22 protein-coding genes are annotated in these 26,919 nt (G+C 42.9%); 15 read left to right on the top strand and 7 right to left on the bottom strand.

Going from position 1 to position 26,919, the window contains the following annotated elements:
- Positions 1-38: 38 nt before the first annotated feature.
- Positions 39-1,700, top strand: a complete 1,662-nt coding sequence (gene hcp / locus OCV44_RS15780) for a hydroxylamine reductase (protein WP_139684365.1) — start codon at positions 39-41, stop codon at positions 1,698-1,700.
- Between the two features lie 112 nt (positions 1,701-1,812).
- A complete protein-coding gene (locus OCV44_RS15775) occupies positions 1,813-2,892 on the top strand; it encodes a hybrid-cluster NAD(P)-dependent oxidoreductase (RefSeq protein WP_017100951.1) in 1,080 nt (359 codons plus the stop codon).
- 245 nt (positions 2,893-3,137) lie between these two features.
- On the opposite strand, the gene OCV44_RS15770 is transcribed toward OCV44_RS15775, so the two are convergent.
- On the bottom strand, positions 3,138-4,574 hold the full coding sequence (locus tag OCV44_RS15770; protein WP_017105329.1) for a glyceraldehyde-3-phosphate dehydrogenase: 1,437 nt from the start codon (positions 4,572-4,574) through the stop codon (positions 3,138-3,140).
- An 814-nt stretch (positions 4,575-5,388) separates the two neighbouring features.
- On the opposite strand from OCV44_RS15770, the gene OCV44_RS15765 reads away from it, so the two are divergent.
- Positions 5,389-7,974, top strand: a complete 2,586-nt coding sequence (locus OCV44_RS15765) for an ATP-binding protein (protein WP_139684433.1) — start codon at positions 5,389-5,391, stop codon at positions 7,972-7,974.
- Between the two features lie 56 nt (positions 7,975-8,030).
- On the opposite strand, the gene OCV44_RS15760 is transcribed toward OCV44_RS15765, so the two are convergent.
- The 3 genes from OCV44_RS15760 to OCV44_RS15750 form a co-directional block, all read right to left on the bottom strand.
- Positions 8,031-8,267, bottom strand: a complete 237-nt coding sequence (locus OCV44_RS15760) for a hypothetical protein (protein WP_139684366.1) — start codon at positions 8,265-8,267, stop codon at positions 8,031-8,033.
- Between the two features lie 164 nt (positions 8,268-8,431).
- Complete coding sequence (locus OCV44_RS15755) at positions 8,432-9,058, bottom strand: D-Ala-D-Ala carboxypeptidase family metallohydrolase (RefSeq protein ID WP_139684367.1); 627 nt, start codon at positions 9,056-9,058, stop codon at positions 8,432-8,434.
- A 188-nt stretch (positions 9,059-9,246) separates the two neighbouring features.
- Positions 9,247-9,561, bottom strand: a complete 315-nt coding sequence (locus OCV44_RS15750; RefSeq protein ID WP_004730049.1) for a DUF496 family protein — start codon at positions 9,559-9,561, stop codon at positions 9,247-9,249.
- Positions 9,562-9,756: 195 nt separating this feature from the next.
- Between OCV44_RS15750 and OCV44_RS15745 the strand changes: the two genes are divergently transcribed.
- The 5 genes from OCV44_RS15745 to luxQ all read left to right on the top strand — a co-directional run bounded on the left by OCV44_RS15745 (position 9,757) and on the right by luxQ (position 14,996).
- The gene (locus OCV44_RS15745; RefSeq protein WP_086050698.1) at positions 9,757-9,957 is read left to right on the top strand and encodes a hypothetical protein; all 201 of its coding nucleotides are present in this window, start codon (positions 9,757-9,759) and stop codon (positions 9,955-9,957) included.
- A 63-nt stretch (positions 9,958-10,020) separates the two neighbouring features.
- The gene (locus OCV44_RS15740; protein ID WP_139684368.1) at positions 10,021-10,677 is read left to right on the top strand and encodes a YceH family protein; all 657 of its coding nucleotides are present in this window, start codon (positions 10,021-10,023) and stop codon (positions 10,675-10,677) included.
- On the top strand, positions 10,678-10,992 hold the full coding sequence (locus OCV44_RS15735; protein WP_139684369.1) for a GIY-YIG nuclease family protein: 315 nt from the start codon (positions 10,678-10,680) through the stop codon (positions 10,990-10,992). It begins immediately after the preceding gene.
- 309 nt (positions 10,993-11,301) lie between these two features.
- A complete protein-coding gene (locus OCV44_RS15730; RefSeq protein WP_139684370.1) occupies positions 11,302-12,396 on the top strand; it encodes a substrate-binding domain-containing protein in 1,095 nt (364 codons plus the stop codon).
- Positions 12,396-14,996, top strand: a complete 2,601-nt coding sequence (gene luxQ, locus OCV44_RS15725) for a quorum-sensing autoinducer 2 sensor kinase/phosphatase LuxQ (protein ID WP_139684371.1) — start codon at positions 12,396-12,398, stop codon at positions 14,994-14,996. The genes OCV44_RS15730 and luxQ overlap by 1 nt, the downstream gene beginning before the upstream one ends.
- A gap of 127 nt (positions 14,997-15,123) precedes the next feature.
- On the opposite strand, the gene OCV44_RS15720 is transcribed toward luxQ, so the two are convergent.
- Positions 15,124-15,783, bottom strand: a complete 660-nt coding sequence (locus OCV44_RS15720) for a PilZ domain-containing protein (RefSeq protein WP_139684372.1) — start codon at positions 15,781-15,783, stop codon at positions 15,124-15,126.
- 193 nt (positions 15,784-15,976) lie between these two features.
- Here OCV44_RS15720 and OCV44_RS15715 point away from each other — a divergent pair, with 193 nt between their 5' ends.
- Positions 15,977-16,327 carry a HopJ type III effector protein gene (locus OCV44_RS15715; RefSeq protein WP_139684373.1) on the top strand — a complete coding sequence of 117 codons (351 nt, stop codon included), beginning with the start codon at positions 15,977-15,979 and terminating at the stop codon, positions 16,325-16,327.
- A gap of 106 nt (positions 16,328-16,433) precedes the next feature.
- On the opposite strand, the gene OCV44_RS15710 is transcribed toward OCV44_RS15715, so the two are convergent.
- Positions 16,434-16,742 carry a DUF1289 domain-containing protein gene (locus tag OCV44_RS15710; RefSeq protein WP_139684374.1) on the bottom strand — a complete coding sequence of 103 codons (309 nt, stop codon included), beginning with the start codon at positions 16,740-16,742 and terminating at the stop codon, positions 16,434-16,436.
- Between the two features lie 160 nt (positions 16,743-16,902).
- Between OCV44_RS15710 and yegD the strand changes: the two genes are divergently transcribed.
- The 4 genes from yegD (at position 16,903) to OCV44_RS15690 (ending at position 21,641) form a co-directional block, all read left to right on the top strand.
- Positions 16,903-18,255: a molecular chaperone gene (gene yegD / locus OCV44_RS15705; protein WP_139684375.1), complete on the top strand. Its 1,353-nt coding sequence runs from the start codon at positions 16,903-16,905 to the stop codon at positions 18,253-18,255.
- Positions 18,256-18,775: 520 nt separating this feature from the next.
- Positions 18,776-19,834, top strand: a complete 1,059-nt coding sequence (locus tag OCV44_RS15700; protein WP_139684376.1) for a porin — start codon at positions 18,776-18,778, stop codon at positions 19,832-19,834.
- Positions 19,835-20,225: 391 nt separating this feature from the next.
- Positions 20,226-20,858: a fumarylacetoacetate hydrolase family protein gene (locus OCV44_RS15695; RefSeq protein ID WP_139684377.1), complete on the top strand. Its 633-nt coding sequence runs from the start codon at positions 20,226-20,228 to the stop codon at positions 20,856-20,858.
- Between the two features lie 150 nt (positions 20,859-21,008).
- Positions 21,009-21,641, top strand: a complete 633-nt coding sequence (locus tag OCV44_RS15690) for a LysE family translocator (protein ID WP_009845666.1) — start codon at positions 21,009-21,011, stop codon at positions 21,639-21,641.
- 129 nt (positions 21,642-21,770) lie between these two features.
- Here the strand turns inward: OCV44_RS15690 and OCV44_RS15685 are convergent, their stop codons facing one another.
- Entirely contained in the window at positions 21,771-23,495 is a 1,725-nt protein-coding gene (locus OCV44_RS15685) for a phospho-sugar mutase (protein WP_139684378.1), read from the bottom strand.
- A 524-nt stretch (positions 23,496-24,019) separates the two neighbouring features.
- On the opposite strand from OCV44_RS15685, the gene coxB reads away from it, so the two are divergent.
- Positions 24,020-25,258, top strand: coding sequence for a cytochrome c oxidase subunit II (coxB, locus tag OCV44_RS15680; RefSeq protein WP_139684379.1), 1,239 nt, complete (start codon positions 24,020-24,022; stop codon positions 25,256-25,258).
- Complete coding sequence (gene ctaD, locus OCV44_RS15675; protein WP_054542972.1) at positions 25,255-26,916, top strand: cytochrome c oxidase subunit I; 1,662 nt, start codon at positions 25,255-25,257, stop codon at positions 26,914-26,916. Before coxB ends, ctaD begins: the two co-directional genes overlap by 4 nt.
- Positions 26,917-26,919 lie beyond the last annotated feature (3 nt).

The raw sequence follows: 26,919 nt of genomic DNA, 5'->3' as shown, positions 1-26,919 counted from the left end.
GTACTTACAGCTAATAAAAAATTACTGGAGCCCCTTATATGTTCTGTATTCAATGTGAACAAACAATTCAAACCCCAACCGTAAAAGGCTGTTCTTTCGCACAAGGCATGTGTGGAAAAACCTCGGAAGTATCCGACCTTCAAGACGTGTTGGTGCATTCTCTTCAAGGCGTTTCTTTTTGGGCAAGCTTAGGTCGCGCTTGCGATGTTATTGATACAGAAGTTGATGAGTGGGCGCCAAAAGCGTTCTTCGCAACACTGACTAACGTTAACTTCGACCCTGCTCGTATTATCGAATTCGCACAACAGTCTCATGAATTCAAGCAGCGTTTAGAGCAAAAAGTTCGTGCAGCAGCAACATTGATTGGTTTTGAAATTCCAGAGCTTTCTGCAGCAGCACAGTTCGATCTTCCAACAGATTCTTCAGAGCTATTGGCACTTGCGCCTCAAGCTGCTGTAAACCGTGGTCACGATTCTCAACACGAAGATGTGATTGGTCTTCGTCTTCTTTGCCTATACGGCTTAAAAGGTGTGGCAGCCTACATGGAGCACGCTCGTGTTCTTGGTCAAACTGATGACGCTATTTTTGCTGAATACCATGAAATCATGGCGTTCCTAGGTACAGATCCATCCGATCTAAAACAGTTACTTGATACATCAATGCAGATTGGCTTGATGAACTACAAAGTAATGGAAATGCTAGACAAAGGCGAGACAGATACCTTTGGTCACCCTCAACCAACAACCGTGAATGTGAAGACTAAAAAAGGTCACTGTATTCTTGTTTCTGGTCACGACTTACATGATCTAGAAAAGATTCTTCAACAAACTGAAGGCAAGGGCATCAACGTTTACACTAACGGTGAGATGCTACCAGCACACGGTTACCCAGAGCTAAACAAGTACCCACACCTTGCGGGTAACTACGGCAGCGCTTGGCAGAATCAGCAAAAAGAATTCGCTAACTTCCCTGGCGCAATTGTAATGACGTCTAACTGCCTGCTTAACCCTGATGTAGGTTCTTACGCAGACCGTCTATTTACACGCAGCATCGTGGGCTGGCCGGGTGTTGATCACCTTGAAGGCGACGATTTCAGCGCAGTAATTGATTGTGCACTAGCGCAAGAAGGTTTCAAACACGACGAGATCGAGCAAATGATCACTGTCGGTTTTGGTCGTAACGCACTGATGGAAGCGGCACCTGCGGTTGTTGAGCAAGTAAAAGAAGGCAACATTAAACACTTCTTCCTAGTCGGTGGTTGTGACGGTGACAAATCTGAACGTAGCTACTACACAGACTTCACAGCTCAAGCGCCAGAAGATTCAGTAATCCTGACATTGGCATGTGGTAAATTCCGTTTCAACAAAAACCAATTCGGCGACATTAACGGTATCCCACGTCTGTTAGATGTTGGCCAATGTAACGATGCTTACTCTGCGATTCAGCTTGCTATCGCACTGTCTCAAGAGTTTGATTGTGGTATCAACGAACTTCCGTTAACGCTGGTTCTATCTTGGTTCGAGCAAAAAGCGATCGTTATCTTGCTTACTCTGTTCGCTCTAGGTGTGAAAGGTATCTACACAGGCCCTACAGCACCTGCGTTCCTAACTGAAAACCTACTTAAGATTATGCAAGACGAGTTCGATATGCGTTCTATTTCAACGCCAGAACAAGATCTTAAAACAATCTTAGCGGCTTAATTTAAGCCAACCTGAAGCCTCGTTGTTGTGACGTTTTTAATAAAACAAACAGCTGCGGGGCTTTTTAGATTTAAATCTTTAGTCATTTAATCATCAGTAAGGTGCGTGAACTATGTATGCATGGTCGGATAGCGATTCAATCAATTTAGTGTGTTTAAAGAAATGGCACGAGACGCCAGATACGGTCAGCTTTGAGCTTGGTAGTATTCCACAAGACTTACATTTCAATTTTAAGCCAGGGCAATTCATTACTCTGGGTTTAGATATGCCGACGAAAACCGATTATCGTGCCTATTCTGTGGCTTCTTGTCCTGAAGATAATCGCCTGAAGCTCACGGTGAAACGTGTGGAAGGTGGCTTGGTTTCGAACTTTATTGTTGATGAGCTTGATGAAGGTGATGAGGTTTCAGTATTGAAGCCTGCTGGCGCGTTTAACTGTATTGATTGCATGCCAACAGCAACGAAAAAAGTGACGCTAGTGAGTGCAGGTTGCGGTATTACACCTGTGATGGCGATGGCAAAATATTGGCTGGCTCAAGGCAGTGATATTGAGATCGACTTCGTCCACATGGCACGCAATAAGCGTGAGACCATTTACTTTCAAGAACTGCATCAATTAGATGAGGCGCACAACAACTTCAATCTTAAATTGCTGCTAAAAGACAGTGAAGGAACAGTAGCTCCTCAAGGTCGATTAGATAAGAATTGGTTAGTAAAACTAAGCCCAGATATTTTAGACCGAACTGTTTATCTGTGCGGCCCAGTTGGCTTTATGCAAAACATAGAAAGCTACCTGAAAGAACTAGAATTCAACATGGAAAATTTCTATCAAGAAAGTTTCACGCCAGCGAACCCAAACACGGATTCATTGGTCAATAGCAACACAGCTTCAGAAGAGTCACAAGCGGAAGCGTCTGCAGATTCAAATGGTGCCGTTAAGGTGTTTGTTCCTGCATTTGGCGCAGAAGTAGAAGCGGAAGCGGGTACACCATTGGCTGATTCATTAGAGAAAGCTGGTGTTCCGATTATTATTGCCTGTCGCAGTGGGATTTGTGGTTCTTGCAAGTGCAAAGTAACCAAAGGTTCAGTGGAATCAAGCAGCCAAGAGACTTTGACGCCAGAACAGATTGAGCAAGGTTATGTCCTTGCGTGTTCGAGTACGATTCAGTCAGACGTTGAGGTTGAGCTGTAACAGATGTGAAGTCGAGCTTTGTTAGAGCGAAGAAGACAAAGTTGGCGTAATAGAGACCAAAATTAAAGTAACAGATGTAAAAAGGCCACTTAGATCAGATAGAGAGAGCAGATCTAAGTGGCAACCTTCCTGTTTATACGGGGGAGTAAAAAAAGAAGGGTTGCAAAGCCCATTACAGACTTCGCAGATATAATTATTATGTTGTGGAGCCGTTTGCGCTGAGTTAGTTACAAGATTGAAATCGTTTAAACTTCAGGGTAAGTCTTGTAGCGTACACCCATCATCTGTTCCATACAGTGAACAACCTGACAGCTGTAGCCAAACTCGTTGTCGTACCAAATGTACAGAACAGCACGGTTGTCTTGTGCGATAGTTGCAACACCGTCAACCACACCTGGGTGGCGAGAACCAACCAAATCGGTAGATACAATCTCGGTTGAGTCGGTGTAATCAATCTGTGCAGATAAAGTTGAAGATAGCGCCATTTCACGCAGGTATTCGTTCAACTCTTCTTTGTTTGTGCCTTTCTCAAGGTTTAGGTTTGCTACTGCCATTGAAACGTTTGGCGTAGGTACGCGAATCGCATTACCTGTTAGCTTACCTTCCATTTCTGGCATCGCTTTTGATACCGCTTTAGCAGCGCCAGTCGATGTCAGTACCATGTTCAATGATGCAGCTCGACCACGACGATCACCTGAGTGGAAGTTGTCGATAAGGTTTTGGTCATTGGTAAATGAGTGAACCGTTTCGATGTGACCTGATAGGACACCAAACTTGTCGTGAACCGCTTTTAATACCGGCGTAATCGCGTTTGTTGTGCAGCTTGCAGCAGAGATGATCGTATCTTCTGGTTGAATGTCATTTTGGTTTACACCAAATACAACGTTCTTGATTTCACCTTTGCCTGGCGCAGTCAGTAGAACCTTCTTCGCACCATTACACGCAACGTGTTGGCTTAGGCCTTCAGCGTCACGCCACACACCTGTGTTATCAACCACAAGTGCATTCTCGATACCGTAAGAGGTGTAATCCACTTCTGCTGGCTTGTTTGCGTAGATAACTTGGATGAAGTTACCGTTAACGATGATCGCTTTACGTTCTTGGTCTACAACGATGCTGCCGTTGAATTGACCATGAACAGAGTCACGACGTAGCAAGCTTGCACGTTTTTCTAAGTCACCGTCTTTGCCGCCACGAACAACAATTGCACGTAAACGTAGTGGGTAACCTGGGCCACTTTTCTCGATCAATAGACGAGTGAGCAAGCGGCCAATACGACCAAAACCGTACAAGACAACATCGCGAGGTTCTGTCATCGCATCGCCTTCAAGCGATTCTAAAAGTGCAGTTTGTAGGAAATCATCCAACCCGTGTGTGTCTTCGCGATCTTGCCAGAATGTATGAGCAAGGCGGCCAACATCGATACGACATGGAGATAAGTCCATAGAGAGAAGGTGTTGAATGATGGGTTGAGTCTGTTCTGCGGTAAGCGGAGAACCTGTGTAACGTTTTGCGATGCGGTGAGCTTTGATGATGTCGATAGTTGTTGCGTTAACCAGTGTTTTACCGAAGAGGATAACTTCAACGCCTTTTTGGCGGTACAACTGACCTAAAGTAGGAGCGATTGATTCAGCAATAGTTTGACTAGTTTGCCAGTCTAGGAGGTGCTTTTCGGGACTCATCTTTACTCGGGACCTTTCACGTTAATTTCTGCAATCATAGCGAATGTAGGGTAGCCATGAGAGCATGGGGGAGTTGAGCTATCTAAGCTTTGGTGGTCTTTAACGCCACTTAAATGCGCTTGATATGCCTTGTGTGTAACTTGTGATTTTTATGTGGCAGGATTGTAAGGTACGACGGGTTATTCTGCTAGGAAAAATAAATGCAGATAAATTGTCTGCAAATCGGCATTACCTTAGTCATAAATTAAGGTTTTAGCACTCATAAAGGCTATTGACTTTAACAATCTGTAGCACTTAATTTTCGCAAAAAAATACTCAAATCAAAATATGATATGTAATAAAGGGAATTGCGATCATTGAAGATGTGATCATTAGCACTAGTTACACTTAAAAAGTAAACGACAGATAAGGTATTCAGCGAGTTTTCTTGTTCGACCTTTGAATAAGCTGAGTTTGAGTACAGAAAGTTCGTGACGCAAACGATTAGATCTCACAAATTTGACTTAACTTTGGTGTTTATTGGTTTCTAGAGCAGTGACTTGCAGTCATCTAGAGGCATAACCTTATCCTTTCACTTGTTTAAAACAGACCTTCCTCTTTAAATCCTGTGTGTGGATAACGACTGACGCGAATTCCCTATGATTAGCTCATAATGTCATTTGTTCATATTCAATTTGATCAATAACTCCTGTTAATGTCCTATTCTTATATTGGGCTAGGTAAAAATACTATCGGGAAAGGAGTCGTTATAAAAATGATAAATATGTCAATTAGATGGCGTCTTATTTTTCTTTCAACAGTTTCTGTATTCATCATGTTTGGGTTTACAGTCAATGAAGTGCTCAAGAACGATAAGAAGATGAATCACCTTGAAGCAACGCGAATTAAGGTGGAAGCACTTCAATCTTTTAATGCTGTTTCAAGTGGTGCTTATCAATGGTTAGTGCTGTCTAAAGACTCCCCAGAGAAAGGTCCGTTATTTTTAGAGCTGCAAGCGGAAGTGGATAGGCTTGCTCATTACGAAATACAACTTCAACAGTTCGACAACAGTTGGACTGTCGAGCCGCAGTTGATTGAGTTAAAGAGTGTGTTAGAGAAGATCGCGCGGGTAAACACTAGTATTGACAGCGACGCATCACAGATTACTGTCAGCAACGCACAGCAAACGGAACGTGCTTTTGACCTGTTAAAAGGCGTGTTAATGGAGCTGTCTGAATATCGTGCCAATATAGTGGACGAAAAGATCAGCCAAACAGATGCGATGTTTATCAATCTTAGTCACTACGTGTTCTGGACTCAGCGAGAAGCGTGGCTGAGTTACCGCTTGTATCGTTCTCCAGAGCTGATCGATCAATATTTATTGAGCTATGTTGGTGCTTTAGACAGGCAACAACAGCTGTTAGGTACGTTTTTACGATCAGACAGCCACTCGCTGGAAATTAGCAAACTGTTAAACATGTTCTCCCAAGATGAATTTCAAGACCGTTTTACTGCTCGGCTTCTCAAAGGTGACTTCTCGGCACCTGAAATATATGAACATGTGGAAAGTTTAGAGCGAAAGAAACTGGCGATCTCAAAGGCGGTTGGTGCTTATACCAAGCAACTTCAATTGGATTTAACAAAGAGTATTGACCGACAAAAAAAGCAAACCTTGGTAATGACGTTGTTGATACTTGCTGTCGCAGGTGTCTTATTATGGTTAAGCTCAACCACTTCTCTGCGTTTAAATAGAAATCTATCACTTATCTTAAAAGGGGTTTCGGAATGCGCTGATGGTAAGCATAAAGCCATACAAACCAACGGTAATGATGAGCTCGCTGAATTTGTCGATACACTAAATAGAGTCATGGAGCGCAATCAACAACACAACCAAGAGTTGATAGAAGCAAAAGAAGATGCGATTTCTGCGAATAAAGCCAAGAGTGCATTTTTAGCGAACATGTCCCATGAAATACGTACGCCGCTTAACGGAATTATCGGTATGGCGGAAATTTTATCTCAGAACCAACTGAGCGCTAATCAACAAGAGGTACTTGAAGATATCGAGTCGTCTTCACATTCGTTGTTGGTGTTACTCAATGACATTCTCGATCTTTCTAAGATAGAGTCGGGTAACTTAATGTTGTCGCCGCATAATGCCGATTTGCGGGAAGCGGTTTACGACTCTGTGAGCGTAATTTTGTCGAAAGCGATCAGTAAAGACATTGAACTCGATATCAACATTGATGCTCAAACCCCAACACAGCTGTTTTTCGATGAGTATCGTGTTCGACAAGTGCTAACCAATTTGCTGTCTAATGCTATTAAATTTACCTCAAAAGGCACGATTACAACGGATATTGCTTATACAGCTATGTCGTTAGGTCGAGGCAAGCTTGAATGCAGTGTGTCTGATACAGGGATAGGAATTGAGCCAGAGAAGCTAGAATCTATTTTTGAACCTTTCACCCAAGAAGATGGCAGTATTACTCGCCAATTTGGTGGTACAGGGTTGGGGCTTGCGATTTGTCGGCAACTTGTGGATTTGATGGGCGGTTATATTACCGCGCGTTCGGTGAAAGGGGAGGGGGCGACGTTCTCTTTTTGTTTGTATGTCGACACGGTTGAGGCTCAGGTTCAAACGTTCGATAACCTAAGTCGTGCCACTATTATTTCCAACTCTTTCAATTACCTTGATCAGCTGGTGAAAGAGTGTGAGCGCTTGAATATTCGACCCAACGTTGCTTCATCCATGTCAGCTCTTGATGAAAGCTTGAGAGAAAGTGACTTGGTTTTTTATTGTCATACGCTACATCACTCTATGAGGAAAGACCTTGCAGCGTTAAAGGCGTTATATCCACTGACACGCGTCATTGTGTGTCAGCATCACCTATTTAAAACCAACTTAATCACAGAAACGGTTCATTCAACTCATACATTGCCATTCTTGGGTCGACGTTTCTTAACCAGTTTACAATCGCTTGATGTGGGTGAAGAGCAAGCACCGACAGTGGAAGTCAAAGAGAAAGAGGTTCGTTCTCTGAATCGACGTATTCTGATTGTTGAAGACAACCTGATGAATCAGAAGATTGCGAGTTTCTTCCTTGAGCAAGCGGGTTATGAGTATTTGATTGCCAGCAATGGCCAAGAAGCGGTAGATGTCATCACTCAAGGCGCTCAGTTTGATGCCATTTTAATGGACTGCATGATGCCTGTTATGGATGGAATAACGGCGACTCGTGCGATTCGACAGTGGGAGGCTGATCAACAAGCCGTGCCATTACCCATTATTGCTTTGACTGCCAGTGTATTGGAAGAGGACATCAAAAATTGCTTTGAAGCCGGCATGAACGCCTACTTGCCGAAACCTTATAAATCCCACCAACTGTATGATCTTTTCAGTAGCCTTGATATTGTCTAATGGTTGCAGTATCAAGGTATCAAGGTATCAAGGTATCAAGGCTAGCGCAGTGCGATTTAGCGAACTTCTAACCCAAGGTTGTATTGTGCAAGGCAGCGACCGACATAACTAATCTTGAGCAATGCCGCCACTAATATTGTGCTGATGTGTGCGAAAATTTGAATGGGTAGTGAGAAGTGATCGGCCATCGGATAAGCAACAATAATACTGAGTAGCATAAGCAAGGTGGTGGTCGCTAGACTGAAGTTTGAAACAGAAAGTAGAGTTTGAAAGCGTTGAGTCATCGTCTTCATATTGAATTCCTAATTGCCATTAATAATTATGATACTCGTTATCAATAGCAATTAGCGTTCCAGTTTTATTTTAATCGTTAAATCAATTGGTTAAAGTGTTACGCTAATTATATGAGTCATAATGACTTCTGTGATAATTAAGTCTTTATGACTCTGGTGAGTTATTACCACTGTCTAAATCCACAAGTATCGATATGGAATCGAACTCCAGCATATAGCCCCAATCCAACGTTGTTTTTTTGCCCGAATTCAGCATGAATCTTTTTAAGTTTAATGTGCAGATCGCTTCGAGAAATACCGTTGGCAGGGACGAGGTCTAAGGCACAGAATTCCAAATGTTTGCTTTGCAGAGCCCCTCCAGCCTGCTGGTTGTAAATCTTAGAACGTTCGCCTGAAACAGGGATAACAACACCAATTTCAGGCTCGATGTATTGTTGTATGTATTTCAAGGTATTGATCATGTTGGGTACGTGCTTCTTATTGGGAAGAGTAAACAAAGTTGTGTTACTCATTGCCCAATCTGTCCCTTGTAGCAACACTAAGTGCAAAGGCATGCTTTGTGTAACACCAGCATCTTTGAGTCGTTGGCCAATCTCTGTCACTTTGTCTTCTGCGTGATTAAGAAGCATCCAACCTCTAAACGCGGAACGAGTCGGGACTTTGTACCCATGAACATCGACCACTAGGTCTTCATAAGTGATTTCGGTTTCTTCGGTATACAGTCGTTCAAATTTTTCAGGGTAAGCTTGCGTTGTTGATAGCGCCAAGGTAATCAGAATACTTCCGTACATAAAGTCTCTCCATCGTTTAGATTCACCTAGTTATTAACATTTACTCAGTTATTAACGTTTACTCAGTTACTTATGTTTACTTAGGATATTACGTTCGATTAAGTATAGACGCTGGAATTTAGGTACAAAAAAACCCACTACAAAGAGTGGGTTGCTAACATTGTTTCAAGTAAACTCGCTAGGTTAGATTACTTCTTACCTTGAGTTTGCTTATCTTCTTCTGTTAGTTCACGAATGCGGCGGCTGATGTCGCGACGAGCTTTAGAGATCTCTGCGCTCTTGATGATGTGATCATCAACGCGGTCTTCGTAGTCAGCTTTCATGTTTTTGATAATGCCTAGGATCTCATCGTGAGTCATCTCTGGCTTGATGTAATCAAGTAGGTTATCAAGAAGGTCGACACGCTTGCGGTTGTCACGAACTTTCTTTTCGTTGTCTAAAAGTTCACGCTTAAGTTTGTTCTTACGTCGTGCTTGGTTAACAATTTCAAATACGCTGCTCATAGATTCCTTTTCCTAATCGTCAAATACGTTGTCTGGTTCTGATTAAAGCACATCAATTGATGATGTAACAGTATTTAGATCAAAGCAAAAGTAAGGTTGTTTAATTATTCGTCACTCTCTCTAATGTGTGATTGTTTTTATCTTACCGTTCAAGTTAGTATCCCATCTAGATACTGCATTGATACGACATGTGAAATGAATCAACAACAATTGGAAACAGAAGATTTGGGTGACGATGTCGTTGAATCTTCGGCAGAACAAAACAAGCTTCGTGACGCGTATGTACAAGAGCGCACTAATTTGGAAGTCGTGGAAATAGAGCTAAATCGTTCTAAGATTATGATGATTGACGAACAAGGCAGAAAGAAACGAGTACCGATTTTGTCTGAGCATTAGTCATTCCTGGCTGCATTGTTAAATGTTGAGATGGAATTATCAAAATAATAAAAAGGAAAAACGATGAACACAGTACTTTCCCCAATTGAAGCGAGAATTATCGGTTGTTTGATCGAGAAAGAAGTGACTACTCCAGATCATTACCCACTGACACTAAATAGCTTAACAACGGCTTGTAATCAAAAGAGTAACCGTGAACCTGTGCTCTCTCTGTCTGAGTCAGACGTTTTAGATGCGGTTGATGGTTTGATCGGACGTCGTATGGTGAGCGATGAAAGCAGCTTCAACAGCCGAGTTAATAAGTATCAGCACCGTTTCTGCAACACTGAATTTGGTGATCTGCAATTTACAGAGCAAGAGCGTGCAATCATCTGCTGCATGCTGCTTCGTGGGGCCCAAACCCCAGGTGAACTTCGCACTCGAACTGGTCGCCTAGCGAATTTCAGCGATGTAAAAGAGGTGGAAGCGACACTTGATAAGCTAGCTGCAAGAGAAGCGGGCGCATTAGTGGTGAAGCTACCTCGTGAAGCGGGTAAGCGTGAGTCACGTTATCAACATCTGTTGAGCGGTGAAGTGGATGTTGAAGCGTTTGCGACGGCATCGATAAGTGCGGCAGCACCTTCTGCATCGAATGAAAAGTTTGAAGAGCTTGAGTCAGAAGTCGCGAGCCTACGTGAAGAAGTGGCAGAGCTTAAGGCTCTGGTTGAATCACTGCTTTAAATGTCTAAACCTGATAAAAGTGCGGATTGGGTCGTGTATTTGATCCGCAATCGACATAACGCCCTTTATTGTGGAGTGACGAATAACTTAGAACGTCGATTCGAACAACATCAAACGGGCAAAGGTGCAAAAGCCTTAAAAGGTAAAGGCCCACTTAAGTTGGTTTGGAGTATTGGTGTTGGGTCAAAAAGTGAGGCGTTAAAAACCGAATACGCGATCAAACAATTACCCAAATCTCGTAAGGAAAAATTAGTATCACTCAAACTAATCATTGAGTGGCAACAGGACAAAATTCAATATATTCCAGTCCCGTAATTCATCGTTAGAATTCTTGTTATCGACTTAATGTCAGTCATGTTGATTGCTGCGTAATTTCCCATTAAGTTGTTGATTTTATTTGTTCATTGTTTTAATTGTGATTGGGTCGGTTTTGTCTTGAAACTCATTAATCTTAATCTCTATTCCAAATTAACACACTGCTTATTTAGAATGCCATTCCAATTGATATTAGACGCTATCATTTATCCTCGTTGTCCTACATAATATCTTTCAGCCATACAAAGATATGGTGTCATGCTAGGTTGAAAAAATGAGCCAAAGTAGCTCATATAAAACGAGAAAAATATGAAACGTTTACTTATATTATTGGGAGTTGCCGTGTTTTCTGCGTCTGCTCTCTCCCACGGTACTCACGTCCTGAATGGCTATTGGGAATATCAGGATTACCTCACTAAATTTCCAGAGCAAAAAGCATTGACCGATAAAATGGTTGAAGCTGTGCAAAATCCCCCTATGCCGTTGAGGCAAGTTCAGGATGAACCTATCACGATTTCAGTTGTGTACCCGGGGCAACAGATCTCCGACTATTGGGTTCGTAATATTCAAGCCTTTGAGAAACGCCTAGATAAATTGAGAATTAATTATCAAATAAATCAGGTTTTTACTCGTGACAATGCTAACCCCACTCAGCAGAGTATCTCTTTGCAAGAAGCGATTGAAAATAAAACGGATTATTTGATTTTTACGTTAGAGACGACGCGACACCGTAAGTTTATTGAACACGTGTTGAGCTCAACGGACACCAAATTGATTTTGCAAAATATTACCACGCCAGTACGTGCGTGGGCAGATAGGCAGCCGTTCATGTACGTGGGTTTCGACCATATGACGGGCAGTTTAAAGCTAGCGAATTACTTCAAAAAAGTGAGTGAACCGGGCAGCAAATATTCTGTGTTATATCGCTCTGAAGGTTATATTAGTGATGCTCGTGGAGATACGTTTATCCATGATGTGAATTCTGATACTAACTTTGCTCTTAAGTCGTCGTTTTACACTAAATCAAGTAAAGAGAGCGGTTACCAAGCAGCTAAAATCAGCCTAGCGAACGATAAGGATCTAAACTTCATTTATGCATGTGCAACTGATGTCGCTCTGGGCGCAGCAGAAGCGATTCGAGAATCTGGCCGAGATGTCTTAGTGAATGGTTGGGGAGGCGGCTCCGCAGAATTGGACGCTCTAGCAAGGGGCGACTTAGATGTTACGGTCATGCGGATGAATGATGATACGGGTATTGCGATGGCAGAGGCGATTAAATGGGATCTTACCGGATTGGAAGTGCCTACTGTCTATTCAGGAGAGTTTGAAGTTGTGACTAAAGAGGATTCTCCAGAACGTATTTCAGAACTTAAGCAGCGAGCATTTAGGTACTCAGGCCAATAATGAAAAAAAGCTACGCCATTAAACCAAGGAATACCTTAAAGCCAAGGAATACCTTAGCCAAATTAATTACGCGTATCATTATTTTAGTGATAGGCGTGATGGCACTTGGCGTGCTTATTCATAACTATGAAACAAGCAGTAGTATTGTAAAGCAAGAGACGAATCGAACGGTTAAGCAAACCTCTAGCTTGATCCAAAATATGTTCGATTATCGCTTATCCGTTCTGCAGATTCATCAAGACAGCAGTTCACACAGTGAAACTTTAAGGGAGTATTTCGATACCAATAACGAAGAGGCTCTGAGCTACTTTTTTTATGGTGTTGACCAACGTGAGCCGGAGCATGCTCCTGACTTGCGTTTTGTTTCTACCTATAACGGTTTAGCTTGGGAGGATGGCAACGGTCAGTTTTATGGTTTAGATGCGTCCAGCTTAAAACATATTTCTGATGAGGTTGCGTTCAGTAGTAACTGGCACTTCATTCAGCTGAATACTGATATCGGTAAGCGTCATTTGTTGGCGCGACGAACCCCTATTGTTGATAACAAGACCGGTGAAGTTCTAGGGCAGCTTTATGTCGCTATTGTACTCGACAACAATTTTCCATTGGCTGAATCTATCCAGCGAGGCAGTAATTGCGAAAATATCGTCATTGAAGCGCATGGTACACCTGTGACATCGACATTCAGTGGTGATGAAAGCTATACGATAAAAGACGTCCTCAGTTATGAAATGTATGAGCAACTACCTCGTCACTTCGTCACCATTGCAACCATTAAGATTAATGCTGTTGAAACGCCTCTTACCATTCGCGCGGTCCAGAAGAACACGAACCTTATTGCACTCGAAGAGAACTATGAACGTGCCATCATCGTTATGATTGTTATGATTGTTATGATCATCATCATGTCTTTTCTTGCACGATCTTGGATTCAAAGAAGAGTGGCGGCAGAACTTGATAAGTTAATGGAATTCACTCGCTCTGCAAGTGGCAATGAAGAGTTTAGTAAGTTTGATGGTTCAAATATTTTCGAATTTCACCATATTGGCTGCACGTTGGAAGACACGTTTGAGCGCTTATCTGAGCAACACCAAAAATTTCAAGACCTGTTTAATTTTGCGCATTCTCCAATTTTGGTTTGGTCCGAAAAAGGTGACTTAATTCAGATGAACCCCGCGGCTCGTATGGCGCTATTTGATGAAGATGATAACTATGGTGCAATGGCTCGAGAGTTTGAACTCCGTATGTTGCCGAACATCCAAATGGTGGTTCAAGGCTCAAAACTAACGGGTATTAACGTGCCAATCGGAGAGAAGGTTTTTCGTTGGAATATGTCTGCAATCCTGGTTGAACACGGCATATCTGGTGTGGTGGTGCAAGGTCAAGATATCACTAAACTTATAGAGGCCGAAAGGCAGGCTGATCGAGCGCGTGAAGAGGCAGAGCATCTTGCCAGTGTGCGTGCAGACTTCCTCGCTAAAATGAGTCACGAAATTCGTACGCCACTGAATGGTATTCTCGGTGTCTCTCAGTTGCTTAAACGTTCAATACACAGTGAAGATAACCGTGATCAGGTTGATGTACTTTGTCATAGTGCAGAACATCTACTGGCGGTACTAAACGATATTTTGGACTTCTCTAAGATAGAGCAGGGACAATTCAATATTCAGAAGAAAGATTTTCTTCTAGGAGAGTTGGTTAATACCTTAGATAGCATCTATCGCCCACTTTGCGAGGATAAATCTGTCGAGTTTGCCATTGTGAATCACTTGGTTGATGACATCGAAATAAACACCGACCAAGTTCGCTTGAACCAGATCATGTTTAATTTACTGAGCAACGCCCTTAAGTTCACTCATCAAGGCAGTATTTCCGTCAGTTTTGAAATCGAAAGTATCTTGAATACTGATTACGCTAGCTTGATTGTTCGAGTAAAAGACAGTAGCATAGGTATTGATGAGCGTAAGATCGATGCTATTTTTGAACCTTTTGTTCAAGCAGAAGAAACGACGACTCGGGAGTATGGCGGTTCAGGACTTGGACTTACGATTGTAAAGAACCTTGTCGATATGCTAGAGGGAGATATTCAAGTCCGAAGCGTTAAAGATCAGGGGTCTGAGTTCATTGTAGAAATCCCAGTGCAATTACACTCCAAGCCTCTACTATTAGACGTTAAGCAAAAAGCCGATATCAAGCCCGAGGCGTTGTTTAGCCGGCCGCTGAAAGTGCTGCTCGTGGAAGATAATCACACCAACGCCTTCATCGCACAGGCATTTTGCAGAAAGTATGGGATGGTGGTTACTTGGGCAAAAGGTGGCTTGGAAGCGATAGAGCTAGCAAAAAGCACGGTTTACGATCTTGTCTTAATGGATAATCAACTCCCTAATCTTGGTGGGATTGAAACCACTCAGCAACTAAGAGAGAAAGTTGGCGTAACAGCTCCGATTTACGCATGTACTGCCGATGCTCAAGAATCAACAAGAGACAGGTTCATGGCTGCTGGGGCGAATTACGTGATCGTAAAACCGATTAAAGAAGCATCGTTACACAAAGCTTTTGTTCATTTCAAACAATTGTATTGGAATGATATTGAGCATTAATTTGAAGATTAAATGGTGCTCTTTAACTGGTTATAAATGGCGCTATCTAACTGATAATATTGACTCACGCTACAGGTTTAGAGCCGCTTAAGAGACTATTTTGAGCTGTATTCCTTTTTTCTTATATTTATATAGAGCCAGTGACAAAAGCTTGTTCCAACAGAAGCGTTTTCAATTCATCACTCATATCTAGGTGTTGAGGGAACTGGATGCCTAATAGCCAGCCTTGTCTTTGCCTTTTCTTACTCACCACTTTGTAAACCAGATCGTCATCCAAATATTCATTTAAATCAGAATTTACTTTTATATTCCAATCCACATCGATGTCTGATTGCTGTGTGAGATAGATGCCGCAGCCTGAAGCTGAAAAATCAACTAGAGTGGCATCTAGCGATAAAGTATCGACGGTAACTTCACAGCTGAGGCGTATCTTATACCTTTCATGTTCACGGATAGGTTTGTTCGCAAAGCTTGAGGGTGGGCGAAGAAAGATAAGGTGCGCTGGCGAGGTGATGTGAGCCAGTACAGTCGTCTTAAACGCGATAATGTGTCCAAGTTCAGTATCGGTAATAGCACGAACAATAATATCAACGTTGATGAGCTTTCTTAGCGTCAGTGCTTCGGTCGCTTTTTTTGAAAGTTCAAGTACAAGGTACTGATCTTCTTTGTGTCCGATATAAAGTGTGTTTATCTGGATTGAGTCGTCTAGGCCAAACTCCAATACACCGGCTGTTTTTGTACCTGGTTTAAGGTATCTGAACAGTTCTAACTTTCTGTCTTTATGCATATTCGTTACTAAACAATATTGACCGTTTGATAAAATAATATAACGCTCTGATAAAACTATGTCATTAGTTTCATTGAAGTAAGTGGAGTTGAAGCTCAAAAAAAGGAATAGCGGATTCAAGTAAACAACGGCTTACTCTTGCTGAAAAACAAGATACACTGCTTCAGTTATGTACTTGATGGAGAAATAGTAAATGGAACTGCAAACCTTATTGAATACTCTGACTGATACCCCAGAAAGCGTGCAATTTGAAGACACAATACAAGTGATAGAAGCTCATTATGATTTTACTGAGAGTGAATTTCGTAATGGCGATGTAGTGAATGCGGCAGGACAGAATAATGGTTCGTGTAAGATTTTTGCTTTTGGTTTAGATCAAGGTCTATCGGCAGAGCAAACACTTGCTTGTTTTGGCCAATTTTATCGTAATGACGTATTAGGCTTTCCAGAGAACACTGACCATCAAAATATCCGTAACTTCATGACTCATGGTTGGAGCGGTATACAGTTCTCTCAGCCTGCACTGATTGTAAAATCGAAGTAAACACTAACTAGATAATTATCAGTAGGTAGTAGTTAGTAGGTCGAACGTATCTTGAAGCGAGAAAATAACCTCTCGCTTTTTTGTATATGATGAACAGGCTCGTAAGCTACTGAATAGGCAAGGCAGACAGGCATTTACGGCACATGCAAGCTCCAGCCTTTGGAATATTGCTAGTATCACGCTTTTCTAACTCAAAACACCAACACGTCTCTTTACCCGCACTAATATCGCATTGAGCTGGCTCATGACACTGTGGACATTGGTGAGTTGAACTGACTCCACTAAGGTTATCCATTACCGACGTTCGTTCGTCTTCAGATAAGCTTTTCCAACCTATAATTTCATCTATAGTTCGAAAGCAGCCACTGCACATTCCGCCATTATTTTTACAAGCCGCTCGGCAAGGTGTTTTCATCTATCTAACCCGTGATTCATTTGGGCTGAAATGTAGCATATTTGTTTCCCTTTGCAGAGCCCTGTTAACCAAGAATTGACTCAGTAAAATTAACAAAGCAACTCGTAATTTTGAGACTTTTCATGTAGCATCTCGCCCCTTTTGTTGAGTGGGGGATATTATGTTTATTGGATTTGATTATGGAACAGCGAACTGTTCTGTCGCGGCAATGGTTGATGGAAAACCAAGCCTGTTACCGCTAGAAGGTGACAACCACTATATTCCCTCAACCGTGTTTGCTCCAACTCGAGAAAGCGTCTCTGAGCATCTATTTCGCCATTTGAATATCAAACCGAGTGATGCAATCGGTGAGCAAGTGTTACGACGTGCGATCGCTATGAATCGAGAAGAGAGTATCGACCTAGTGCCAGAAGATATGGCGTTTGGTCAGGCGGCGTTGGACCTTTACTTAGAAGATCCTCGCGATGTTTATTACGTAAAATCCCCTAAGTCTTTTCTTGGCGCAAGCGGGTTGCATGATGTTCAGGTGAGTTTCTTCGAAGATTTAGTGTGCGCCATGATGGCGAATATTAAACACCAAGCCGAACTCACGACTCAAGAGCAGATCAAACAAGCTGTTATCGGTCGACCAATTAACTTCCACGGTCGAGGTGGTGAAGAAGCAAACCGACAAGCTGAAGATATACTCTCGCGCGCAGCTAAGCGTGCAGGCTTCCTTGATATCGCTTTTCAATTTGAACCGGTCGCTGCAGGCCTTGATTACGAAAGTACTTTGACTGAAAACCAAACGGTATTGGTTGTCGATATTGGTGGTGGTACCACCGATTGCTCATTGTTGGAAATGGGGCCAACCTGGTCTGGTAAAGCGGATCGCACTCAAAGTTTACTTGCTCACAGCGGGCAAAGGGTAGGGGGTAATGACCTTGATATCTACCTTGCCTTCAAACAACTGATGTCACCTTTCGGTATGGGTAATAAAGGTATTTCGGGTATCGATATGCCGTTGACTCAATTCTGGAATCCAATTGCGATAAACAACGTAGAAGCTCAGAAAAACTTTTATTCAAGAGAAAACCTAGCGGCATTAAAGTTACTTCGTAAAGAAGCATCAGAGCCTCAAAAGTTAGACCGTTTAATGAAGGTTTATCACGATACTTTAGGTTACAGCATTGTACGTCGGGCGGAAGAAACCAAGATTGCATTAGCAGAATGCTCCCAATATCGAACTGCGATTAATGTTGCATCAGAGTTGATCGAAGTCGATATCTCCGTTGAACAGATGATCGAAGCGATTGAAACGCCAAAATCTAAGATGATTGAATTGGTCAAAGAAGCGATTCAACAAGGTCAAAAAAAGCCAGATGTCATCTACATGACGGGTGGTTCTGCTCGTTCGCCTATACTTCGTGAAGCAGTGCAGCAAGCCGTACCGAATGTGCCTATCGTGAGTGGTAACTACTTCGGTTCCGTAACCGCCGGCTTAGCCCGCTGGGCTGAAGTTTGTTTCAAATAAGAGCGTACTAACTTGTTATTAGGGTAACCAGTCACGGATTGGTTACCCTTTTTTGTATTTGCTCTAGTGGACTCTTAATAAACCAATAAACCAATAAACCAATAAACCAATAAACCAACTTTCCTAGTTCAAATTGAAAATTTTTTCACAAAGCTAAATATTTCAACCTGCCTCGCAATGTTACAAGATGTTTCTAGGTTAATGGTATGTCACTTAATGGTCTGATGAGTGGCGACTAACTTAGGTTTGCAATGTTGTTTTTTGCTTGAAAAAATCAAAAAATGTAAGGGTCTTTATCTCAAAAGATAACAATATTTAGTTAATGATCGCATTTTAATTGTTTGTTTTTAATCTATTTTTTATTTTTTACAATGCAATTGTTTTTATTTTATATATTTTAATGCAACTTTTTTGTCATTCGTATATTAGTGTTTTTCCACTTGTTAAATGCAGGTAACAACCTCTCCGTAAGCACGAGGTTGTTATGGAATCACTCTCCCAGTTACAAATGGATATGACAATGAATAAGAAACTTTTAGCGCTAGCAATTTCTGGTGCAGTATTTGGTACACAGGCAGTTGCGGTAGAGCTTTACAACGAAGACGGTACAGCCTTCTCTGTTGGTGGTCACGTTTCTGTAAACCTGAATGGTTCAGAGCAAGGCGATACGGATGTTGGTACAAACTCACCACGTATCAACTTTAATGCTACGCAAGAATTAGGCAATGGCTTCACAGTTGACGCTAAAGGCGAATGGGCTCTTAATTACCTAAACGGTGGTGATGAGTCATTTACTACTCGTCTTGGCTATGTTGGCTTATCTCATGATGAACTAGGTCGTGCTGTTGCAGGTACGCAGTGGGCACCATACTACGATGTAGCTTCAGCTACTGATATGCCGATCGCTTTCGCGAATGATTTCTTATACGACAACCACGGTGCACTAGGTACTGGTCGTGCAGATAAAATGGCAAGTTACCGCAACGGATTCGATTTTGGTGAAGCGGGTGAGCTTAGCTTTGGCTTAGGTTGGCAGGGTAGTAACACAGTAACGACAGACGTTTACGATGATACAGATATCAACGATATCATTCACTCTCGTACAACAGTTGCGTACGACGATCGTATTCAAGCGACTCTTGGTTACTCAATCGCTGGTGTTAAATTGGGCTATGCCTTCAACACTGGTGACTTCAAAGAAGGTGGTGTTTCTAAGACTGCTGAATCTCACCTAGTTTCTGCTGCATACGGTTCTTACGGCTCAGGTTTATACCTAGCAGGTATCTACGCTTCAAACGAAAACATGAATGTAGGCCTTGAAGAAAGTGATGCATATGAATTGCTAGCGGCTTACGCTTTAGCGAACAGCTTAAACTTAAGCGTTAACTACGAAGTTGTTGAAGGCGAAGCGACGAAAGGCGCGGCAACACAAACTGACCGTGAAGAGCTAGCTCTACAAGCTGAATACAACTTTACTAGCAATGTTGTTGGCTACACTGGCTATCAGTTTGATCTAAACGATGCAGACAACAGAAAAACTGACGACAAGTGGACTATTGGTGCTCGTTTCTACCTATAAGTCGCGACTCATTTAGTTTGACCACGATTATGCATAGTGTTTACTCCTTAAATTTACCTTTTCGGATACTGTCCTAGACACTATGCTAAGCCCTCTCAAGCCTTTTGGTTTGAGAGGGCTGCTTTCGTTCTATACGCATCTGTTTTAGCTTTTCCTTCATGTTACCCAGCCATTCATTTCATCTACGTAGCTATGGTCTACGCAGCGATGATCTACATCGCTATGGCTCTTGTCATCAGTTCTTATACGTCGCGATCTTCGAATAAAAGTATTTAAATCATTTAATTGAGCTAAAGATCAGAATTTAGATATTGGTAACCATCTTGTCGAAGATTCTCTTTTAATGATGCGGTAAACTCTGCGCTCCAAAAAAACAGTTTAGGGACAAACTATGAGCAGCGTTGTAGATCAGGAGCAATTGATGAATTCGAAACGAACAGCAACACCCAGCAAAGTACTGTGTATTGGGCGCAATTATGTTGATCACATCGAAGAGCTTAATAATGTTATCCCTGACTCTATGGTGGTGTTTAATAAGCCGAGCACTAGCGTTACGTCTTCTCTGTCATCTTTCCATCAAGAAACGTTACATTATGAAGCTGAAATCTGCTGCATTGTTGAAAACGGTGAATACTCTGCTGTGGGGCTAGGTTTAGACCTTACTAAACGCGAGCTACAAAGTAGTTTGAAAGCGAAAGGCCTGCCTTGGGAGCGAGCTAAAGCTTTTGATGGTTCTGCTGTTTTTAGCCGCTTTGTTCCCATCGGTAATTTGAACCTCTCTGACTTAAACTTAGAGTTATTTATTAACTGTGTCCGCGTTCAAAAAGGGCATGTTGAACAGATGCTTTATTCTCCAGAGACCATCCTCGAAGAGTTATCTTCTTATACGACTTTGCTAGACGGTGATGTTGTGATGACGGGCACTCCTAAAGGTGTCGGAGAGGTACATCAAGGTGATATTTTCCTTGGTCGTCTAAAGTGTGGCGAAACCACTGTGATTGAGATCGAGTGGGTAGCACGTTAATTAGTCTTTTTTATTTAGTTAATAAATTGGTTTTACTGTTCATTGATGGTGTTTAATTCGATTAATTTAACACCTAGCAACTGATTGCATCTGGAAGGGTGTTAGTAATTGATATAAAATTCGCCTCCGTTTTTATCAATACTGAAACCCATGATCGATTTAACCATCCTACCTGTTTACCTGACGGCCGTTGTAGCTCTTCTCCTTTTACCAGGCCCTGATATGTTACTCATCGCAAGCTCAAGCATGAGCTATGGCCGTAAAGTCGGTGTGTTTGCGAGCTTAGGTAATGCGACTTCTGGAATTATCCTGACAGTATTAGCAGCAATGGGCGTTTCAGCATTGATTGCGATGAGTCCAGTGGCTTTAAAAGCCCTTCATCTATTAGGTGGTGCATACTTATTAAAGATGGGGTGGGATTGTCTTCGAACAGAACAGGGCAATGCGCCTGAGTTAAGCGATAACCGTGCTGCAAAAGCCTACTACCAACGAGCACTTATTAGTAACCTACTTAATCCTAAAGCGTTGGTTTTCTTCGTGATGTTCTTACCGCAGTTTGTATCGACGAGTATTGAAGCGACTTCGGGCGAGCAGATGCTCGTTCTAGGTTTATTGCTGAATGTGCTAGGTTTGACGTTCAACTTTTTACTTGTGGCGTTAGTGGGTACTATTGGTAAATCTTTGGTAGAAAATGCTAAGTTTCGCACCTATCAGCAAAAAGTGATGGGCGGAGTTTTCATCGTGTTGGCGGTTTGGATGTTGTCTTCTTTCTTTACTTCGTAAACTTTCCCAATAAAACATATTGTTGCGGCTAGCTGCCGATACAAAAATGGACGCTTCGAGCGTCCATTTTTTATGTCTATCAGTTACATATTGCACTTCATGGAACTTATGTTGTGAAAGAATTATGATCTAAGAGTTCAACTCTTTCTGGTGTTGTTCGATGAGCTTATCCATGTACTCTTCACCGCGCTTGCGAGTATCGTCATAGGTTTCTGTCCCTTCGAACTTTGTTACCGTCTCATAATAAACCTTAACTTTTGGTTCTGTTCCTGAAGGGCGGACGATAATGCGTGAACCATCCTCTAGGTGATAGATGAGTACGTCACTTGCAGGCAGGTTAATGGCTTCAGTATTGCCTCCAATGACGAAGCGTAAAGAAGACTGCAGATCTTCAATCACAGAGATAGCGACACCGTTAATCGCTTTAGGCTGTGCTGAGCGGAGCTTAGAACCAATCGATGGTGAATCTGGGTCTAGGGCAATACTTCGCTGCGCGTTGGTATGAACCCCATGTTCAAATGAAATTTGAGCGAGAAGATCCCAAACGGTTCGCCCTTGAGATTTTAACTCCTCAACCAGTTGAGCAAACACGACGATAGCAGACAGCCCATCTTTGTCTCGTACCTGAGTACCAATTGTGTAGCCTAACGCTTCTTCATAGGCGAACAAGAACTCGTTTTTCTCATCTTCTAATTGCATGCCAATATTCGCTAACCATTTAAAGCCAGTCAGCGTTTGGAAGTAAGTCGCACCGCGAGAATTAGCCACTTTTTCAAGCAGAGTTGAAGATACGATACTGTTACCAACTAACTGGTTTTTAGTGTGTGGCTTTGATAGCAAGTAGTGCGCGAATAACACACCCACTTGGTCACCCGTGAGCATTTTGTAGGAAGCATCTTCAGTTCTGACTTTATCATCGGTTCGAACGGCAACCGCAAATCGGTCTGCATCTGGGTCATTAGCGCAAGCGATGTCGGCATCGACACTTTTTGCTAAGTTAACCACAAGATCCATCGCGCCTTTTTCTTCCGGGTTGGGGAAGTTTACGGTTGGGAAGTGACCATCTGGTTCTCTCTGTTCGGCAACACTGAACACCTTATGGAAACCAGAATCATGAAGTAGATCTTCCGCCATTTGTGCACCGACACCATGCATAGCTGTATAGGTGATGGTGGTGTTCGCCGATTCGATCTCTTTACTCACGTGTGGGCTCTGGTTGATCGCAGCGCGGTACGTTTGATAATAGCCTTCAGTTAACCATACCAACTTACCTTGTGTTTCAGCGTCACTAAGGCTCATCAATGGGATGGGCTTGGTCGATGCGATGTCTATTTCAGCAGCAATGCCTGCATCATGAGGGGGAATGATTTGAGCGCCATTCTCCCAGTACACTTTGAAGCCATTGTACTCCGGCGGGTTGTGGCTCGCCGTCACGACAACAGCCGCCGCCGCGTTGAAGTGCTCGATACCAAAGGCAACGATAGGTGTCGCGGCAACATTCGAAGTTAGGTAAACCTTAATACCTAAAGCAGTGAGTACAGAAGCTGTATCAATCGCGAATTGCTTTGAATCTAAACGGCCGTCGTAGCCAACCACTACACCACGCATAGAGGCATTTTCGACATGTTCAATTAAATAGTGGCCAAGGCCTGTGGCCGTTTCTTGTATGACCAGGCGGTTCATTCTATTTGGGCCGCATCCGACTTTGCCGCGCAGTCCCGCCGTTCCGAATTCTAATCGTTGAATAAAGCAGTCTTCAAGTTCGTCGTGCATTCCCTCATCGATAAGGTATTGAAGCTCTTCACGAGTTCTTGGGTCTGGGTCTCTCGCTAACCAGTTCATTGCATCTTGCATAATTACTAAACCTTTTAATATCGGGATGTCTTTCTGTTGATTTAATTTAAATGATACTGATTATCATTTCTATGAAAGCAATCGTAAAACTCGATTTAAAATAAATTCCAACAGTAAGGGAAAGGCATATGGGTAAAGCTACTTCAAATAATTGACTGTTTAATAAGTAAACTTACCTTGAACAATTGGATACCACTAACTAGCCTTTTACATAAATATAACAAAACTTAACAAGTTCGTCGTTTTTGAATCTTTAGTGGAAACTTCCAACGCTTATGATCAGCATTGGTTCTTAGGTTGAGGTGAGGTCAGCAGTCCGTTTACAGGCTGGTTCCATGTGAGTTGTAGATTGAGATTCAGCTTTTCATGTTCAGCTGGAATAACAATGAATGTTGTCTGGCTCGGAATGACACATAGCTCGTAATGACATGTAGTTCGTAATGAAACTTAGCTCGCAACGAAATAGAGCTCGCAACGACATTTAGGTCGCAAGTATCCAATTAGGAAGGATAAGGAGAGATCTTTTGAAAAGATTACTGGTTAGGCTAGCGTGGCTTTTGAAAAGTTTTGTTGTGATTTTAGTGTCGCCTTTGGTGCATGCAAGCAGTGAATACAACATGACTCAAGGTGTCACTGAGATCAGCGGTAAGGTATACGAACTTCATATGCTGATCTTCTACATCTGCTGTGCGATTGCTTTTGTTGTTTTTGGTGTGATGTTTTATTCAATTCTGAGACACCGAAAGTCGAAGGGGGCGGTTGCAGCCCATTTTCACGAAAGCACGAAAGTCGAAATTCTTTGGACCATCATCCCTATTATCATCCTCATCGCTATGGCTATCCCGGCCACCAAGACCTTGATAGCGATGGAAGATACCTCCCAATCAGAGCTGACAGTCAAAGTTACAGGGTCGCAATGGAAGTGGCACTACAGCTACTTTGGTGAAGACGTTGAGTTTTTCAGCCTTTTAGCGACCAGTGATAAAGAGATTGAAGGCATCGAAGTGAAAGGCGCGCATTACTTGTTAGAAGTTGATAAGCCGCTTGTACTGCCTATCAATCGCAAAGTCCGTTTCTTGATGACTTCCGATGATGTTATTCACTCATGGTGGGTACCAGCTTTTGCCGTTAAGAAAGATACCATTCCGGGTTTCATAAATGAGGCTTGGACAAAGATAGATGAGCCCGGTGTTTATCGAGGCCAGTGTGCTGAGTTATGTGGCCGTGCTCATGGCTTTATGCCGATAGTGGTGCATGCGATGGAAGAAGCTGAGTATGACGCATGGTTAGCCGAGCAAAAAGAATTGGCGGTAGCCGCACAGCAAGCCGCGCAAGATGCATTAGATGCGTCACTTTCCTTGGAAGAGCTCAATACCATTGGCGAAGAGGTGTATAAAACTCGTTGTGCGGTGTGTCACCAAGTTAACGGCGAAGGTATTCCCGGAGCATTTCCTGCCATAAAAGGAAGCCCTATTGCGCTTGGTGATGTAGATGTGCATATCGATACCATTGTTTATGGTCGTGGTGGTACGGCGATGCAAGCATTCGATAACCAGTTAACTGAGAAAGAGATCGCAGCGGTAGTGACTTATCAACGAAACGCTTGGGGTAATGACACTGGGGATATTGTTCAGGCTTCAGATGTGAACGCTTATAAAGCCAAGCAAGAAGGCGGGGAACAAGCTTCTGACGAACAAGGTTCAACGGATGAAACGGAAGGCTCAACGGACAAAGCACAAAACGATGCTAAGGAGCAGTTATGAGTTCACCAATCAATAAGCCGGTGAAATCGGCTCCAGCAGAAGACCAAGCACTGAGCCATTCTACGGAAGGTACACTAGGCAATAATGATTTGCCTGTTGATGATCACGACTCACATGCGGCACCTAAAGGTTGGGCGCGTTGGCTGTACTCAACCAATCATAAAGACATCGGTACACTTTATCTGTGGTTCAGTTTTGCGATGTTCTTAACGGGGGGGGCCATGGCAATGGTGATCCGTGCGGAGCTGTTCCAACCGGGTTTACAACTTGTTGAGCCAGATTTCTTCAATCAGATGACTACAGTCCATGGTTTAATCATGGTGTTTGGTGCGGTAATGCCTGCATTCACGGGGCTCGCTAACTGGATGATCCCGATGATGATCGGTGCTCCAGATATGGCGTTGCCGAGAATGAACAACCTCAGTTTCTGGATCTTGCCTTTTGCGTTTCTAATCTTGATCGGATCTTTGTTTACAGAAGGAGGCGGGCCGAGTTTTGGTTGGACATTTTATGCTCCGCTCTCAACAACTTATGGCCCAGACAGCACCGCGTTATTCGTATTCTCAGTTCATATTATGGGGATCAGTTCTATCATGGGGGCGATTAATGTGATCGTAACCATAGTGAATATGCGCGCACCGGGTATGACTTGGTTCAAGTTACCGATGTTTGTATGGACTTGGCTAATTACCGCTTTCTTGCTGATAGCCGTGATGCCCGTGCTCGCGGGGGCTGTGACCATGGTGCTGACCGACAAATACTTTGGAACAAGCTTCTTTGATGCCGCTGGTGGTGGTGATCCCGTCATGTTCCAGCACATATTCTGGTTCTTTGGGCATCCCGAAGTATACATCATGATCTTGCCATCTTTTGGTATTGTCTCAGCCATCATTCCAGCATTCAGTGGCAAGCGTCTGTTTGGCTACCACTCTATGGTGTACGCGACTTGTAGTATCGCATTGTTGTCATTCTTGGTTTGGGCGCACCACATGTTCACCACAGGTATGCCAGTATTTGCCGAACTATTCTTCATGTATTGCACCATGTTGATTGCGGTGCCGACCGGTGTGAAAGTGTTCAACTGGGTGGCGACCATGTGGCGGGGGGCTTTGACCTTTGAAACCCCAATGCTGTTTGCGATTGCCTTTATTGTTTTGTTTACGATTGGTGGGTTATCCGGATTGATGCTCGCTATCGTGCCTGCTGATTTCCAATATCACGATACTTATTTTGTTGTGGCTCACTTCCATTATGTTCTGGTAACAGGTGCCGTGTTCTCGATTATGGCTGCTGCCTATTATTGGCTACCTAAGTGGACAGGTCATATGTACGACCACAAACTCAGCTTGTGGCATTTCTGGACGTCGGTGATTTCAGTCAATGTACTGTTCTTCCCGATGCACTTTTTAGGGTTAGCGGGTATGCCGCGTCGTATTCCAGATTACGCCATTCAGTTCGCTGACGTTAACCAAGTCGTGTCGATTGGTGGCTTTGCCTTTGGGTTGTCTCAGTTGATTTTCTTATGGCTGGCTATCAAGTGCGTAAGAGGCGGAGAGCCTGCACCAAGCAAGCCTTGGGACAGAGCTGAAGGCCTAGAATGGACGGTACCAAGCCCTGCGCCTCACCATACCTTTACTCATCCGCCTAAAGTTGATTAGAGG

Origin of the sequence: Vibrio tasmaniensis (assembly GCF_024347635.1) — a bacterium.
In the GTDB taxonomy this organism is placed as follows: Bacteria; Pseudomonadota; Gammaproteobacteria; order Enterobacterales; family Vibrionaceae; genus Vibrio; species Vibrio tasmaniensis.
Note: the sequence above shows the minus strand (reverse complement) of the source record. Positions and strands in the feature narration are given on the sequence as shown.

Excerpts from the sequence above, each read along its gene's own strand:
- OCV44_RS15750 (WP_004730049.1), bottom strand. The coding sequence starts at position 9,561 with ATGAGCAGCGTATTTGAAATTGTTAACCAAGCACGACGTAAGAACAAA.
- OCV44_RS15755 (WP_139684367.1), bottom strand. The coding sequence starts at position 9,058 with ATGTACGGAAGTATTCTGATTACCTTGGCGCTATCAACAACGCAAGCT.
- ctaD (WP_054542972.1), top strand. The coding sequence starts at position 25,255 with ATGAGTTCACCAATCAATAAGCCGGTGAAATCGGCTCCAGCAGAAGAC.
- OCV44_RS15765 (WP_139684433.1), top strand. The coding sequence starts at position 5,389 with ATGTTTGGGTTTACAGTCAATGAAGTGCTCAAGAACGATAAGAAGATG.
- OCV44_RS15730 (WP_139684370.1), top strand. The coding sequence starts at position 11,302 with ATGAAACGTTTACTTATATTATTGGGAGTTGCCGTGTTTTCTGCGTCT.
- OCV44_RS15690 (WP_009845666.1), top strand. The coding sequence starts at position 21,009 with ATGATCGATTTAACCATCCTACCTGTTTACCTGACGGCCGTTGTAGCT.
- hcp (WP_139684365.1), top strand. The coding sequence starts at position 39 with ATGTTCTGTATTCAATGTGAACAAACAATTCAAACCCCAACCGTAAAA.
- OCV44_RS15685 (WP_139684378.1), bottom strand. The coding sequence starts at position 23,495 with ATGCAAGATGCAATGAACTGGTTAGCGAGAGACCCAGACCCAAGAACT.
- OCV44_RS15770 (WP_017105329.1), bottom strand. The coding sequence starts at position 4,574 with ATGAGTCCCGAAAAGCACCTCCTAGACTGGCAAACTAGTCAAACTATT.
- OCV44_RS15760 (WP_139684366.1), bottom strand. The coding sequence starts at position 8,267 with ATGAAGACGATGACTCAACGCTTTCAAACTCTACTTTCTGTTTCAAAC.
- OCV44_RS15735 (WP_139684369.1), top strand. The coding sequence starts at position 10,678 with ATGTCTAAACCTGATAAAAGTGCGGATTGGGTCGTGTATTTGATCCGC.
- OCV44_RS15700 (WP_139684376.1), top strand. The coding sequence starts at position 18,776 with ATGAATAAGAAACTTTTAGCGCTAGCAATTTCTGGTGCAGTATTTGGT.
- OCV44_RS15695 (WP_139684377.1), top strand. The coding sequence starts at position 20,226 with ATGAGCAGCGTTGTAGATCAGGAGCAATTGATGAATTCGAAACGAACA.
- luxQ (WP_139684371.1), top strand. The coding sequence starts at position 12,396 with ATGAAAAAAAGCTACGCCATTAAACCAAGGAATACCTTAAAGCCAAGG.
- OCV44_RS15710 (WP_139684374.1), bottom strand. The coding sequence starts at position 16,742 with ATGAAAACACCTTGCCGAGCGGCTTGTAAAAATAATGGCGGAATGTGC.
- OCV44_RS15745 (WP_086050698.1), top strand. The coding sequence starts at position 9,757 with ATGAATCAACAACAATTGGAAACAGAAGATTTGGGTGACGATGTCGTT.
- yegD (WP_139684375.1), top strand. The coding sequence starts at position 16,903 with ATGTTTATTGGATTTGATTATGGAACAGCGAACTGTTCTGTCGCGGCA.
- OCV44_RS15775 (WP_017100951.1), top strand. The coding sequence starts at position 1,813 with ATGTATGCATGGTCGGATAGCGATTCAATCAATTTAGTGTGTTTAAAG.
- OCV44_RS15740 (WP_139684368.1), top strand. The coding sequence starts at position 10,021 with ATGAACACAGTACTTTCCCCAATTGAAGCGAGAATTATCGGTTGTTTG.
- OCV44_RS15720 (WP_139684372.1), bottom strand. The coding sequence starts at position 15,783 with ATGCATAAAGACAGAAAGTTAGAACTGTTCAGATACCTTAAACCAGGT.
- OCV44_RS15715 (WP_139684373.1), top strand. The coding sequence starts at position 15,977 with ATGGAACTGCAAACCTTATTGAATACTCTGACTGATACCCCAGAAAGC.